This is a genomic window from Nostoc sp. NZL, assembly GCF_015714705.1.
GTDB lineage: Bacteria > Cyanobacteriota > Cyanobacteriia > Cyanobacteriales > Nostocaceae > Nostoc > Nostoc foliaceum_A.
In genome coordinates this window covers 43,804-58,532 of record NZ_WBKL01000158.1, presented here as the reverse complement: position 1 = coordinate 58,532, position 14,729 = coordinate 43,804, and the positions used below count along the sequence as shown (strand labels likewise).

14 protein-coding genes are annotated in these 14,729 nt (G+C 40.9%); 4 read left to right on the top strand and 10 right to left on the bottom strand.

The window, feature by feature from the left end; genetic code table 11:
* Positions 1 to 21 precede the first annotated feature (21 nt).
* From F8R90_RS22715 to egtC, 4 genes are all read right to left on the bottom strand, one after another.
* Entirely contained in the window at positions 22 to 246 is a 225-nt protein-coding gene (locus F8R90_RS22715) for a hypothetical protein (protein WP_196512559.1), read from the bottom strand.
* A gap of 191 nt (positions 247 to 437) precedes the next feature.
* Positions 438 to 1,502: an L-histidine N(alpha)-methyltransferase gene (gene egtD / locus F8R90_RS22710; RefSeq protein WP_196512558.1), complete on the bottom strand. Its 1,065-nt coding sequence runs from the start codon at positions 1,500 to 1,502 to the stop codon at positions 438 to 440.
* Positions 1,503 to 1,629: 127 nt separating this feature from the next.
* A complete protein-coding gene (locus F8R90_RS22705; protein WP_196512557.1) occupies positions 1,630 to 1,785 on the bottom strand; it encodes a hypothetical protein in 156 nt (51 codons plus the stop codon).
* Between the two features lies 1 nt (position 1,786).
* Positions 1,787 to 2,575, bottom strand: coding sequence for an ergothioneine biosynthesis protein EgtC (gene egtC / locus F8R90_RS22700; protein WP_196512556.1), 789 nt, complete (start codon positions 2,573 to 2,575; stop codon positions 1,787 to 1,789).
* Between egtC and F8R90_RS22695 the strand changes: the two genes are divergently transcribed.
* A complete protein-coding gene (locus tag F8R90_RS22695; protein WP_196512555.1) occupies positions 2,574 to 3,338 on the top strand; it encodes a nucleotidyltransferase domain-containing protein in 765 nt (254 codons plus the stop codon). The genes egtC and F8R90_RS22695 overlap by 2 nt on opposite strands.
* A gap of 680 nt (positions 3,339 to 4,018) precedes the next feature.
* Here the strand turns inward: F8R90_RS22695 and F8R90_RS22690 are convergent.
* From F8R90_RS22690 to bchM, 3 genes are all read right to left on the bottom strand, one after another.
* Complete coding sequence (locus tag F8R90_RS22690) at positions 4,019 to 4,399, bottom strand: DUF423 domain-containing protein (RefSeq protein ID WP_190889769.1); 381 nt, start codon at positions 4,397 to 4,399, stop codon at positions 4,019 to 4,021.
* A 50-nt stretch (positions 4,400 to 4,449) separates the two neighbouring features.
* Positions 4,450 to 4,929, bottom strand: coding sequence for a hypothetical protein (locus F8R90_RS22685; protein ID WP_190889768.1), 480 nt, complete (start codon positions 4,927 to 4,929; stop codon positions 4,450 to 4,452).
* 428 nt (positions 4,930 to 5,357) lie between these two features.
* Entirely contained in the window at positions 5,358 to 6,044 is a 687-nt protein-coding gene (gene bchM / locus F8R90_RS22680; protein WP_196512554.1) for a magnesium protoporphyrin IX methyltransferase, read from the bottom strand.
* A gap of 419 nt (positions 6,045 to 6,463) precedes the next feature.
* Between bchM and F8R90_RS22675 the strand changes: the two genes are divergently transcribed.
* Positions 6,464 to 8,545: a cation:proton antiporter domain-containing protein gene (locus tag F8R90_RS22675; RefSeq protein ID WP_196512553.1), complete on the top strand. Its 2,082-nt coding sequence runs from the start codon at positions 6,464 to 6,466 to the stop codon at positions 8,543 to 8,545.
* A 161-nt stretch (positions 8,546 to 8,706) separates the two neighbouring features.
* On the opposite strand, the gene F8R90_RS33905 is transcribed toward F8R90_RS22675, so the two are convergent.
* Complete coding sequence (locus F8R90_RS33905; protein ID WP_442946756.1) at positions 8,707 to 8,844, bottom strand: NACHT C-terminal helical domain 2-containing protein; 138 nt, start codon at positions 8,842 to 8,844, stop codon at positions 8,707 to 8,709.
* An 81-nt stretch (positions 8,845 to 8,925) separates the two neighbouring features.
* Here F8R90_RS33905 and F8R90_RS22670 point away from each other — a divergent pair, with 81 nt between their 5' ends.
* Both F8R90_RS22670 and sbcC read left to right on the top strand, forming a co-directional pair.
* Positions 8,926 to 9,123 (top strand): hypothetical protein, encoded by a 198-nt coding sequence (locus F8R90_RS22670; RefSeq protein ID WP_196512552.1) that lies wholly within the window; start codon positions 8,926 to 8,928, stop codon positions 9,121 to 9,123.
* Between the two features lie 356 nt (positions 9,124 to 9,479).
* On the top strand, positions 9,480 to 12,506 hold the full coding sequence (gene sbcC / locus F8R90_RS22665) for an exonuclease subunit SbcC (protein ID WP_196512551.1): 3,027 nt from the start codon (positions 9,480 to 9,482) through the stop codon (positions 12,504 to 12,506).
* A 25-nt stretch (positions 12,507 to 12,531) separates the two neighbouring features.
* Here sbcC and F8R90_RS22660 read toward each other — a convergent pair whose 3' ends face one another.
* Complete coding sequence (locus tag F8R90_RS22660) at positions 12,532 to 14,001, bottom strand: peptidoglycan-binding domain-containing protein (protein ID WP_196512550.1); 1,470 nt, start codon at positions 13,999 to 14,001, stop codon at positions 12,532 to 12,534.
* Between the two features lie 193 nt (positions 14,002 to 14,194).
* The gene (locus F8R90_RS22655) at positions 14,195 to 14,677 is read right to left on the bottom strand and encodes an SH3 domain-containing protein (protein WP_196512549.1); all 483 of its coding nucleotides are present in this window, start codon (positions 14,675 to 14,677) and stop codon (positions 14,195 to 14,197) included.
* Positions 14,678 to 14,729: the final 52 nt, after the last annotated feature.

The following is a 14,729-nucleotide window of genomic DNA, read 5'->3' as shown; positions in this document are numbered from 1 at the left end:
GGCTTTCATTATTACTCCATCTCAAGCTGAAACTCCGGTAAAATCCAACAGCCAAAATACTGAGAATATTACTTCCATATCTTCAAATTCATCTTCGGCTATCCAATTGAGTGATTTTGCCAATTCTACTAATAGTAAACCACCTATACTCTCAGAGGCAGCCAATAACTCTTCTGGTACTAATGCCAATATAACTGCAACTAAGCCGAAGCCACGGGTTCCTATATCCAGCAGAATTTTTCCCACACCTTCGATGCAGCAATAATCAGGGGCTAAATATTTAGTTTACTCATTTAGGCTGATAGAGATATGCCTTAAAACATAATATACAGCACTATATAGTGAAAATACTATACTAGTGAGAGAGATTCTAATTGTTCTCTCTCACTAGTGTGGGCTGTTTTTGTTAAGTCTATATTGGACTCAACTGAGAACCCCTATATATATGAGGCATACTCTGATTTGCTTGATGCTTGCATTTGACAGAGCAATAAACCAAACCATTGATTTGGATCTGTCCATACTTGAAGAGGTAATAAACCCTGTGCAGTAAGTTGCTGCTTGATAGTATCGAGGTCAAATTTGCGGGAAATTTCGGTGAGGATAGTCTCACCTAGTGCAAAATTAACCTTGAGATTAAGAGCGCGTAATTCTACAATTTGCGATCGCGTGCTACGTAAATGCATTTCTATTTGATGCTCACTTTCATTGTAAAACGCCCAGTGTTCAAACTGCATGGTGTCGAAATTGCCATCAAACTGTTGATTTAAATGCTCCAGCATATTGAGATTAAATGCTGCCGTCACTCCCTGGCTGTCGTTATAAGCTGGTTCCAAAATCTGTTTCGGCTTTCGTAAATCTATCCCCAACAAGAAATACTCACCTACTTGTAGGGCTTCTGTAATTTGAGAGAAGAAGACATCACACTCATGAGGTGTAAGATTACCTAAACTGCTACCAATGAAACCAATCATCCGGCTTGGTAATTGCGTCGGTAGGAGTTTTGCAAGGGCTAATTCATAGGTTCCCGCTAAAGCATAAACTTGCAGTAAGGGATAATCTCTTAATAATTGCTTGGCGCTACTTTCCAATATACCTGCACACACATCAATTGGTAAGTAATGCAGGGGATAGCCTAGCTGCTGGTAGGCATCTAGTAAAATGCGGGTTTTAGTAGAACTCCCACTGCCAAGTTCTACCAATTCACAAACGCCAGTTATATTGGCAATTTCGCCAGCAAACTGCTGTAAAATCGTTGTTTCTGTGCGTGTGAGATAATATTCTGGTAAATCACAGATTTGCTCAAATAGCTCAGAACCACGGTCATCATAAAAGTAACAGGGGGGTAGAGATTTAGATGTTTGAGTTAATCCCTTCACTACATCACTTCCAATACTAGATGCAACTATTTGAGTTGCTCCTATCAGATGCTGTATCTGCAAGCGTTTTTCAACGCTGTTTTGAGAAGTAACGTTCCTGTTGACAGCTTTAGATATCGACATTAAACCTCCGTATGCTTGGCGTAATAGGTTACCTTTAATGGCAAACCTTTACCCTAATTAGTGAAACATATAGCCATAGCTAATAAAATCATGCCTGAGCAATATTGCTCAAGCTTTAAAGCTATTTTTAGGTATTTTCCCATTCAAATGGCAATATATATGACCCAAAGCCGCTCAAGTCAGGATGAGGCTGGCTACAGAATGTGGTTTCGTTCATATCTTGAAATAGTGCAAAAGTTTTCAGGCAACATTCATGGAAGGTTTGAAAAATAGACTTTTTCACACTAAATCTGCTCAATTTGGATCTCACAGTCTGCTTCCACAGTAATGATGCTATTTTCGGGAAAAGCATTCCAATTACCTATGAATAGAGGTTCTGACGCAATAATTACAGATTTTGAAAAAGTCGGATCATCTCGAATCCAATAAAGAGATGGAGCTGGGGAAGTGGTAGCAAAGCGAGAAGCTATCAGCCGATGTCCGTCACTAAAGATTACATTGATTGAGGCTTCTACTTGATAGCGCTTTGCCATCTCTAATAGTGTTAATAATGTAGTACGTAAAGCATACTCTAGTGGTCGATGTTTATTAATTTTACTTTGTGAAAGTAACAATGCAAAAATATGTTCGGAGTCAGTACTGCCATTAATTTTTTCATAAAAATCTGGAGTTAAAGTGCTGCGGATTTTTCTGTGTAATGTTTTGCGGAAATTTTCGATTCGTCCATTATGAATAAATAGCTGTTGTTGATGGTTAAAGGGCTGACAATTAACAAAATCTACGGCTTGTTCAGACGTAGCACTGCGGACATAAGCAAGTACACACTTTGATTCAACATAACGGCTGAGATTGGGTAGGTTTATGTCATTCCAAATAGGTAGGATATTTTTATAGATAAATGGTTCGATATCTTTTTGGCTATGATACCAACCCACACCAAAGCCATCTGCATTTACTACCCCAGAAGTCATTTCGCGTGGTTGATAACTCTGGACTATCAGCGAGTGTTCTGGTTTATACAAAAGATATTCTAAAGAAATAGGCGAACCGAGGTAAGCAAGTAAACGGCACATGATGAATATTCCACCTTCTATTAACACAATTATTGGGCAACAGCCTTACCCGCTTTTATTCACCATTATTAGTGGTTCCCACTTATATGGTTTTCCGTCACCTGATTCTGATTATGACTTGCGTGGGGTGCATATTTTACTAGTTCAAGAAGTAGTGGGGTTAGAGACTGCGAATGAAACTATTGAAGTTTCAGAAGTTCGCGAATCTTTAGAAATTGATTTAGTAACTCATGATGTCAAAAAATTCTTTTTAATGCTACTTAAAAAGAATGGTTATGTGTTAGAACAACTATATTCACCTTTAATAATAACAACTTCACCAGAACATGAGGAATTAAAATATATTGCCAAAGATTGCATTACCCGTCACCATTATTACCATTATATTGGTTTTGCAGCAACACAATGGAAACTTTTTCAAAAAGAGCACACCCATAGATTAAAGCCATTACTTTATGTTTATCGAGTTTTGTTGACTGGAATTTATTTGATGCAAACAGGTAGAGTTGAAGCTAATCTAATTAAGCTAAATGAGGTTTTCAATTTACCATATATTCCTGATTTAATTGCCCAAAAGCTAGCAGGGGAAGAAAGGTCTGTTTTGTCAAATGTTAATATAGATTTTCATCAAATAGAATATGAACGTCTGCGTGATCAGTTGCAGGAAGCATACAAATCTAGCCTATTACCTGAAGTACCTTCAGCGAATGCGGCTTTGCATAATTTGCTGGTACGCCTGAGAGCTAATACCAATTCTATGTGAGGCTGCGCTTTATTCACGTAGCGGTAATACCCTACGGTAAACCGCTTCTCTACATTCCCTGCGGGACGCTTATACCAATTCACAAAAATCCTGATACATATAGATTTCTCGTAGGGGAATGGCATTGCCATGCCCTTACCAGCGTATTTGTATCTTTGACCTAGGAGTATGCGTTCACATGAATTGCCGCTACAGTCTGTAGTTTTGCATCAGTCCTATAGACGCAGATTTAAACAGAAATGGTATAAAAGTTATGAATTATGAGTTATTAAATTTCCGCGCTAGTTTTTATTAAAACAAAAATCTGATAGTTTGAATTTTTTATTATACATCATTCATAGAGTAGTGGCACTAGTTTAGCTGTGTTTTTATTAGTAATCAGATGACAAACTCTGCCCTTTGTTCAAATTATGATATTACTTCTATTTTACCGTTATGTTTGTCAATTATCTGATAACAAATATTTCAACTTTATTTGTAAATCCTGTTTGAAAATATTCTTGTTGCTTGCAAGACTTCCAATTAAAAAACTATCCAATTTGTAGGGGGCGTTGATAGAAGGAGGTAACACACTGCGATACGTGAACTAATAGATGACGCGTTACACTTCATTAATGCACCCTACAAATATCGGATAATTGATTTTTTGGTATTCCCTTAACTCTTAATTTCTAACTTTTTTACAACTTCAAATTCCAAGCAGCAAAAGCTAAAGTACCCCAACCAGCAAGAAAGGCTGCACCGCCTAGCGGTGTGATCGCTCCTAAGGATTTAATACCAGTTAAGCTAAGGGCGTACAAGCTACCTGAGAAAATAGCAATACCAATGATAAACAGCCATCCGCTGGCTACGAGAGTGGGTTGAGGAAATTCGGTGCGACTAATTAGTATTGCTACTAGAAAAAGTGCCAGAGCATGATACATTTGGTAACGAGCGCCAGTTTCAAAAATTTCTAGCGATCGCTCACTAATTTTTTCCCGCAAGGCATGGGAAGCAAAAGCACCAGCAGCAACTGACAAACCGCCTAAAATGGCAGCTACGCTCAAAAAAATCTGCGTCATTAGACCTAGCCGTAAGTTGGTGTGGAATTTAACGGGCCATTAGATATCAATTAGACATCAAAATGATATGATACAGCGCCCTCTTCGTTCACCTTAAAGTTTGCATTGAATTCTTTAGCTTTTTCATCTAAATATTGTCTGGCGTTAGCTGCGGGTAGTTGTGACTGCATTGCAAAGCCTAAAACAGTGACGCGCCCATGATTTTCTTGTAGCATCTCATAAAAAATCGATTGCAGGCGATCGCTAACTTGTTGATTAAGCGCCTTTTTCTCCTGTCGGCTTTGACGGTATAATCCCAATGCTAACCATGTGCCCAGTGTTAAGGTAGGAACACCAAAAATTAAACCACCAACAGCAGCATTATCATCTTCATAAGTAGCATTTGGTGCGTTAAACTCATACTCATCTGTGGGTATTATGATGGCTTTACGTGTAGCAAATTTTTCAAATGCCGCTGTTGCTGATAGAGTTACAAACATGAATCCGAGTGTCAGTAGCCAACCGGCAGCCAATTTTTCAGCAGTTTTCATAGTTCCACTTCAGATTTGAACTTTGCTAGCGATTTTAACCTGACTTTCGCAAAGGTTCTAGTATATCAATCTACTCCTGACGATAGGTTTGTAAGTGCTGCTTCTACCTTCTTCAGCGCTGTCTCGATAGCATCGCTTATGGTTCTCCCAGTATTTATTCCACATTCCGCACCTTCAACTGTCACAGAGGAAAGCGATCGTAGTAAGTTAAAGTTTACGTATAGTATTGCAATTATTACTTAGGTAAGGCTATATCATCGCTATGATAATTATTCATGCTCCAAATCAAAGCGATGTCTCCGAAGGGCTACGCCTACGCCAAGATTAAAAGTAGAACTTAGCGCCAACTAGAATACTTACCAGTGTTAAGCATTGAGATTTTCAAATCGCAGCAAAGGTATAGTATTCATCTTGCTGCGATTTGAACTTTACTTACGTGTAGCTTCAAGTAGGCGGGAAAAATAGAAACGAGTCTTCGTCATCGCTTTTCGTTGCAATGAAAAGCCATTACTTTCTAAAATTTTCACCACATCAGCTTCACGATGCAAATATGCACGAGTCGCTTTACTTGGCCCGGGAAAGAAACTACCAATTTTCTTGAGTATACTCAGGGCGCAGGTCTTCGGTGCAAAACTGAGAATTATCCGTGACTGTGCCAAAGAACAGAGGTGAGAAATCATCTCATCCGCTTTTTCTTGGGGGTAATGGATGAGAACATCTAAGCAAATAACGGTATGGTAACTACCACTCAACGATTCCAAATCCTGCACGGCAAAAGTGGGATTTTCAGCATTTCCCAAAGTTTGCTTGGCTCTATCCTTGCCTTCTTCCACCATTTTTTCAGAAATATCGGTGGCATAGACTTTGGCACCATCTACCGCTAGGGGGATGCTGAGACTACCGACACCACACCCAGCATCGCAAATTGATAGCTCTGGTAAATTGTTATCAGCCTTCAGCCAGCCGAGAACTGTATCCACTGTTTGCTGGTGTCCATTGCGGATGTCTAGTTGGACTTTGTTGACTTCGCCATCTCCGTAGATTCGCTTCCAACGGTCAAACCCTGTGGAATTGAAATACTCACGAACAATTGTTTTATCGTCGGCTGCGTTCATAAACTTTGATTTTTAGGGGTTCCCAATGCTTAAAATTATCATTGATAGGAACCTATAAGAGCGGTCTTCCAGATTTTTCTAGATATCGTGCAGAGAAGTAGGGGCGCATAGATGTGCGCCCCTAATTATTCAAACTAGAATCGCTATATTTAATAAATTATTGTCGTTTTATGACTTTTTGAGAGTATTTACTACTATTTAAATATCGACTATTTTCGTTAGTATAAATTATATTCTTATTTCACCCTGTAGATGTAGAAAATCCCTTCTTAAGGTAGAATCATGATTGCGATCGCAACATTTATGCTGTTAAAGATTTAATTGTTTGTAACCAATAAGACTGAAGCAAGCAGAAATTTTAAGTAAAATTTCTTATGTTAATTGATTGTAAATTTCGTATTTAGGTTTAATTATTAAACATGGCACTGAACTCGCTAACAGACAGTCCTATTGTTGCATTTACAATTCTCCTAACAGTAATCTTTACTGTACCTCCTATATTTGAGCGACTACGACTACCTGGATTAGTGGGGTTGTTGGTTGCAGGTATATTACTAGGGCAAAATGGACTAAGGTTGTTAAACCCTGAGTCTGAAACTATCAATCTGCTCTCTGAGATCGGCAAACTTTATTTGATGTTTGTGGCAGGTTTAGAAATTGACTTAGAGCAGTTTCGTAAAACTAGAAATCGCTCAATTGGGTTTGGCATTTTAACATTTTTAGTTCCAATGATTGCTGGCATTGCTACAGGACGATTATTCAATTTTGATTGGAATGCCTCCGTCCTCATTGGTTCTTTACTGGCCTCTCATACCCTCTTGGCATATCCAATTGTGAGTCGTCTGGGAGTGGTAACGAATGAAGCTGTAACCGTCACGATTGGTGCCACAATTTTTACTGACACAGGTGCTTTGCTAGTATTAGCGATTTGTGTTGGAATTCATGGAGGAGAATTCTCCGCCATGAGTTTAGCGATTTTATTGGGTGGATTAGCAATTTACACTGCTGTTGTCCTGTTTGGCTTTGACTGGGCAGGAAAAGAGTTTTTTCGCCGCTCTGGGGATGAACAAAGTAACCAGTTTTTGTTTATATTACTAGCATTATTTTTGGCATCTGTCGGAGCGCAGGTAATTGGAGTTGAAAAAATTGTTGGTGCTTTTTTAGCAGGTTTAGCTGTCAACGATGTTCTAGGACGTAGCCCAGTCAGAGAAAAAATCGAGTTTATTGGTAGTGTTTTATTTATCCCTTGTTTCTTTGTGGACATGGGATTATTGATTAATATTCCTGCATTTATCAAAACCCTCAGTTCAATTTGGCTGACTCTGGTAATTGTAGTAGCTTTGATTGGCAGCAAATTTATAGCAGCATTCTTAGCCAAATTATTGTATCGCTACAACACGGCGGAATTGCTAACGATGTGGTCATTGTCACTACCACAGGTAGCAGCCACACTAGCAGCAACCTTGGTTGCTTATCAAACGGTAAATCCTGCTGGTGAGCGCCTAATCAGTGAAGCTGTCTTAAACAGTGTGATTGTCCTCATGCTGGTAACTGCAATTCTGGGCCCCATAATAACAGCACGATTTGCTCCTTCACTACAGCTTTCTCAGACAGATTTTGAAACAGATAGTTTGACAACTTGGTGGCAAGGTAATGAAGATGAGCAAGTAGAGAAAAATCAATATCCATTTACTGTAATAGTGCCAATATACAACCCTCAAACCCAGCGCTATTTAATAGAAATGGCAGCACTACTGGCTAGTCATGAATCTGGAAAGATTGTGCCCTTAGCTATTACTAGAGCACATATTCAGATGGATGATCCACAATTAGTAACAGCACTCGACCAAAGTCGAGAAAGATTGAATTTAGCTAAAGAAATCAGTCAAGAATTTGAAGTGGAAGTATCACCAGCAATTCGGATTGATGATGATGCAGCTTTGGGGATTAGCCGCACTAGTCGAGAACAAAACGCTAGTTTAATAGTGATGGGTTGGTCGCAGACAACAGGTTTGCGTGCCCGTTTATTTGGTAGTGTAATTGATAGCGTTTTCTGGTCTTCTCACTGTCCAGTAGCAGTAACACGTTTGTTAAGTAGTCCTAAGACAATTCAAAGAATTCTTGTACCAGTTGGAGACTTAACGCGGCAAACTATAGGCGCTTTGAGATTTGCCCAGATTTTGGCTGATGTTAATCAGGCAGAAGTAGTCCTGTTACACGTATCCGATCGCAAAACACCACCGACTCGGGTAGAAAATTTTGTCTCTCAATTGTCTGATATTACCTCTAAAGGTCAGTTACAGGTGAATACAAATATCCAAACAATCAAGGGTGATGATATTGCTAGAACCATAATTCGGGAAGCTCAGGCATTTGATTTAGCGGTGTTACGTTCGGTTCGTTATCGCACAGCCGGCGGATTAGCCGTCAGCGAAGTGACAACGCAGTTACTTCGAGAATTGAAGTGCTCAATTGTCTTGCTTGGAGAACCTCACTCCTGATGTGGGAAGTGGTGTAATTCACTCTTCTATAAATCTATACGCTTGGGTTAAGGTTAAAACTCTTTGTCAAAGGCAATTTTTTGAACGAGGAAATATTTTCGTTTTCTTAAGGAATGATTTTCCTGTGAGACTAAAAGATAAGCTATCTGTTACATAGGTATTTAAGAGTACTGCTGATGCTGTTTAATCTCTGCGATCGGTAATAGCAAAGTATCTTCTATTTGCTGTCGCACTTCACGGCTGACATAACAATCGCTATTTAGACAATCCACTTGTAAGGCAATGTTAGGGTATGTCAGCTTAAGTTTGCGCGAAATCTCCCAGTCATAGTTGAGACAGTAAATGTAATGTATTGAATCAACTAATTCAGGAGTCGGTCAATGTTATCTAACAAATTTCCATCAAGAGATGAAGTGCTGGCTGTTGTAACGCTGATTATGGTGATTGGTTCTCTCACTCTTGCAGTTATAGACGAGAAGAGTCGCCCTCCATTTCTAGATTTAACAAAATTTGCTGTCGGTACATCTATTGGATTGTTGATACCTCGGTCTAGGTCAAGCGATGGTGATCGCAATTAGCCAATGGCAAATTCTCTCTTGGCGACTCTAGCAATCCTAAATAATTCCTAAGAGACAAAATCCTCGACTTCTTTGAAAAGTCAGGGATCTGTAACTTTCAATTCTCACAAATCAAATAAGAATGTTTTTCTCTCAAACAACACAAAGAAATAACCAGAAGCCTCCATAGAAAGTTTCATTTTTCTTTGAAGATAGCAAAACTGCTTCATGCAACAAGAAAAATTTACTCATCCTATTGTTAAATTTTGTAAAATTGATGTCTTCAAGACTAGAAACCTGATATTTAGATAGCTAAACTAACAAACAGTGCATCTGTACTGTTAATTATTAAAAGTAGATGTGGCGCTATAGGGTGAATGATCCCAGTACAACTTATCCTCAAAAACTTTCTTAGTTACCGTGATGCAACATTAGATTTTCGCGGTTTGCATACGGCTTGTATTTCGGGTTCCAATGGTGCGGGTAAATCTTCACTTTTGGAAGCAATCACTTGGGCAATTTGGGGTGAAAGCCGCGCCACTGTTGAAGATGATGTGATCTATTCTGGAGCAAAAGAAGTTCGGGTTGATTTTACTTTTCAAAGCAATCAGCAAAAATATCGGGTGATTCGTACCCGAATTCGGGGAGGTACTAGCGTCCTCGAATTTCAAATAGAAATACCATCTGGGTTTCGCTCACTCACCGGCAAAGGGGTAAGAGCAACCCAAGATTTGATTTTAGAACACATCAAGCTCGATTACGATACATTTATTAATTCTGCTTACTTACGTCAAGGGCGTGCAGATGAGTTCATGCTCAAACGCCCGACGGAACGCAAAGAAATTTTAGCGGAGTTGTTGAAACTCAATCAGTACGATGATTTGGAAGAACGAGCAAAGGAATCTTCTCGTCAGTTCAAAGCCAGGGCAGTAGAGTTAGAGCGTTCTTTGGAGTCGATCAAAATTCAGCTGCAACAACGCGAGACAACCCAAGCGCAAAGAATCGAGTTAGAAGCCGAACTTAACCAACTACAACAGGTGCAAGCTTTTGATAATATTCAATTACAAAGTTTGCAAGTTGTCCAGCACCAGCGCCAAAATTGGGAACAACAACTCAGCTTTGTAAAGCAGCAATACCAAAATCTTACCCAAGATTGCGATCGCCTCCAACAAGAACAATCAGCTATTGGCTCTCAGCTATCAGATTTAGAAAAAATATTACACCAAGAAGCTGAAATTAAAGCTGGATACGCCCAATATCAAAGTCTACAATCTCAAGAAGAAGCTTTTGCTGCCAAATTTGAAGAATATACCCGCGCCCAACAGACTCGCCAACAAAAGCAACAACAGCTTACCAAACAAATTCACGAAATCGAACGGCAACTGCAACAAGCCCAAGCCCAAATCGAAGCTTTACAGCAACAAGAGCGAGACATTCAGCAAACTCTGACTAAATCAGGTGAAGTAGAAGCTGCTTTGGCGCAATTAACCGCAGCCCGTCAACATGTTGCTCGTCTAGATCAACTGCAAATGCAAGTGACTCCGTTGTTGCAACAACGAGCAACTTTACAAAGTCAACTCGATCGCACTCATGCTGGTTTAGTAGCGCGGCTCGAACAACTGCAAAATACTGAGAACCAATTGCAACGCCAGCACCGCCGCCAACCGCAACTGCAACAAGCGGTGATGGATGTGGCAATTCAGATTGAGGAACTGGAGAAAAAGCGGGTTTATCTACAACGAGTGCAGGAAAAAGGGCAAGAAAGGCGTCACTTTATCGAACGTCTGCAAGCTCACCAACGGGACTATGAAAAACTGCTGGGAGAATTAGAGCAAAAATTGCAAATGCTCCAAAATCCTGAAGCACTTTGTCCGTTATGTGAGCGTCCACTGGATGAACATCACTGGAGTCGAGTGGTGGAAAAAACCCAGGCTGAGTTAGAGGATACTCAAGGGCAGTTTTGGGTAGTGCGGGAACAAATGGCTGTATCTGATAGAGAAATCCAGGTTCTTAGGCAGGAATATCGGGAAATTTCCCAACAGTTGGCGGGCTACGATGGTTTACGCGAACAGCGAGGGCAATTGGCAGCCCAGTTAGAAGCTACAACTGATGTCCAACAACAGTTACAACAAATTGCTGCTGAAAAACAACATTTAGAGCGATCGCTCCAAGCTGGTGATTACGCTCCTGATAAACAAGCCGAACTCCGGCAGCTAGACCAATATCTGCAACAAGCTAATTATAATGAACAAGACCACGCCCTCGCCCGGAGCGAAGTTGAGCGGTGGCGATGGGCAGAAATTAAACAAGGGCAGATTAAAGATGCTACTAAACGACAAGCGCAACTATTAGCCCGAAAACCAGAATTACAATCCCAAATTGCTCAATTACAAGTCAGAATCCAGCAAGATCAGACTGATTCTGAATGTGCTAAACAAATCGCGGCTCTTGAGCGTCACATTGCTGAAATTGGCTACAGTTCCGAGCAGCACAACAATCTGCGTATGGCTGTTCGCCAAGCTCAATCTTGGCATTTGCGGTATCAACAACTGCTGTCAGCCCAGCAGCAGTATCCCCAACTCCAGACAAGATTGCAAGAGTTAGAGGATTCTAGAAGTGCCAGAGTAACGGAACGGCAAAAACTCGGCGGACAAATTGAAAGCATTATCCAGCAATTACAAGCAACAGCTAACCCATCTGCCCAAATTCAAGCTTTAGAGCAGCAGCTAGCAATACGCAGACGGCAACTCGATGAGCAGATAGCAAAGTTGGGGCGTTTAGAACAGCTGGCGCATCAACTGGAAACGCTGCAAATTCAGTACGAACAACAGCAGCAGCAACTCCAATCTTGCAAGCAAGAATATCGTGTTTATCAGGAATTAGCGCAAGCTTTTGGTAAAAATGGCATCCAAGCACTGATGATTGAGAATGTGTTACCGCAACTGGAAGCCGAGACAAATCAACTACTTTCGCGGCTGAGTGGTAATCAGTTTCATGTACAATTTATTACTCAAAAAGCTGGACGCAGTGCTAAATCAACTAAGAAAAATGCCAAGCTGATAGACACCCTAGATATTTTAATCGCCGATTCTAGAGGAACGCGATCTTATGAAACTTACTCTGGTGGAGAAGCCTTTAGAATTAACTTTGCCATCCGTTTGGCTTTGGCGAAATTATTAGCGCAACGGGCGGGGGCGGCGTTGCAATTGTTGATTGTGGATGAAGGTTTTGGTACACAGGATGCCGAAGGATGCGATCGCTTGATTGCAGCGATTAATGCGATCGCCTCTGATTTTGCCTGCATTCTCACTGTCACCCACATGCCCCACCTCAAAGAAGCTTTCCAAGCTAGGATTGAGGTTAATAAAACTCAAGAAGGTTCGCAGTTGAGTTTGTCAATTTAATTACGAATTACGAATTACGAATTAGTTAATTGAATTTTACCCGTGCATCAAGCCCATAAGAGCGGAGCATTTTCGTTAGCGTTTCTGCTTGTGCGCGATCGCTAAATGCCCCAGCATTCACATAATCCCCTAAATTGGATTGCTCTGTGACCGCACTGGGTATATATTGTTGCACTTTACTCAAAGTATCATTATTGGAAATTGGCACTATTACTCTGTAGGGATTATTAGCAACTAATGTGTTGCCATTGGTAACAGGCACTACGTTATTAGTCGGAGGTAAATAGCGAGTTTGAGGAGCTACATAGTCATTAGTCTCAGCTAAGACATAACCATTAGCCTGAGTATAATCGCCCCCAGTCGAGCTATTCAACCCTAATGCTTGCCAAGTTTGCCAATCTACATTTCCAGTAGAATTAAGTCGAGAATATTGCTGGAATGCAATCACAGATTCTCTGGTGTAATCGTTGAAAAAGCCATCAGGATTGATATTAGAGAAACCCAACTGCGATAAACGCTCTTGAACTAATCTGACATTCTCTCCTTGATCGCCTACAGTCAGATAATTTCTGCTTGGTTGTTGAGTAGCATATCCACCTGTGGAGGCTCTACGTACTGCCTGCAAAACTTGAGCATTGGCGATGCCATCAACAGGTAGACGATAATTTCGCTGGAATTGGATGACAGCTTCTCTAGTCATTGGGCCAATATTCCCAGTGGGATTAGTATTAAAAAAACCTAGCTGCTGCAAACGCACTTGTAGTTCTCTCACTTGTTGAGTAGAGAGACTTGATCTGGCTGGAGTTGGCGAGGAACCCAGTAGCGCGTTCCAAGTTTGTCGATTCACAATCCCGTTAGCAGATATGCGATACTTTCGCTGAAATGCAGTTACAGCATCCTTAGTAATTTGTCCAAAATTCCCAGTGGGATTAGCATTAAAGTAGCCTAACTGCCGTAGACGCTGTTGCAATCTTGTAACTGCTGCACCAGTATTGCCTTGAGAGAGAGTAGGATATTGACCACTTGGCGATGCCTGCGGCGGGCTGCGCCTAGGCAATGCGCCACTGGTATTCCTACTAGAATTTCTAGCTTGAGCTTGACATGCTCGTTGCAAGGCTCGTTGCGTATTAATACCCACAACTCCATCAGCAGGTATTCTGTTGGCTTGCTGGAATTTGATCACAGCATTTTGAGTCAAGCTAGCAAACTTACCTGTCACCGGGCCGTTAAAGTAGCCTAACTTTTTTAAACACCTCTGGCTACTGGTAACTTCAGCCCCATTACTTCCTATTTTCTGAAGTGCTAAAGCTTGCCCAGCGATACTCAGAAGCCCCGTAATCAGTGGCACAGACAGAAGATGCATCGCCGTACTGCTAGATAACTTTTTCCAATTCAAAAATTTGAAATTACCTACGGTAGGAACAACCTTGATGCTTTCGGAAGCCTCGGAGACTGAGGCGAGCTTGGTTAAATAGCTATCTACCCCTGTTTTCACTTGCTTTTTTCAAGTTTATGACTATAAAAAAGTATACCCCTTTCTCTGTGTAATAATTAATTTTCGTATGATTCTTTACAAGTAATTACTCTGGGGAGTGGGGAGCAAGGGGAGACAAGGGGTAATTATTGAACAAGTCTCTTATTTGTCTCCCCCTCTCCTTTGTCTCTTCTCCATCCCTAATGCCCAATCGCTATTGTTCATCAACTTTTTCAGTATTACCTGCTTTCACCCAACCTTCTTGTTCGCTATCTTCCAAACGGATCTTTTGCCAGGATTTGTCCTCGCTTTCTTCCAAAACAATAATTTTTTGATTAAAAGCAACCCCACCAATCCGTTCAGCTTCTTGATTTGGTTGCGATCGCAAACTCAAGCCTTCAGCCCAACTAACACGCCCTCGGTAAGCTCCCGATGGCAATGGTTTTGCTGATGGGGTAGCCTTTGGCGATTCTGTGGGAGTAGAGGTTGAGCTTGGAGACGATTGAGCTTGAGTCCCAGGTGTAGTTGCTTTGGGAGCTTGGGCTTTCACCGAGGGGCTATCGTTGGAATAAACGGGTTTGGCAGGGGGTATGCCGGTGCGATTCATGAAATAGAGTGCAATTGCAGCGCCGCCACCTATTAAGACAGCGATCGCTAAGAAAAACCCAAGTATAAACTTTGTTAAGCCAGACAACATAGTTAAAACCTGATCACCAGTGGTAAATAGTCAATAGTCAATAGTAATTCAT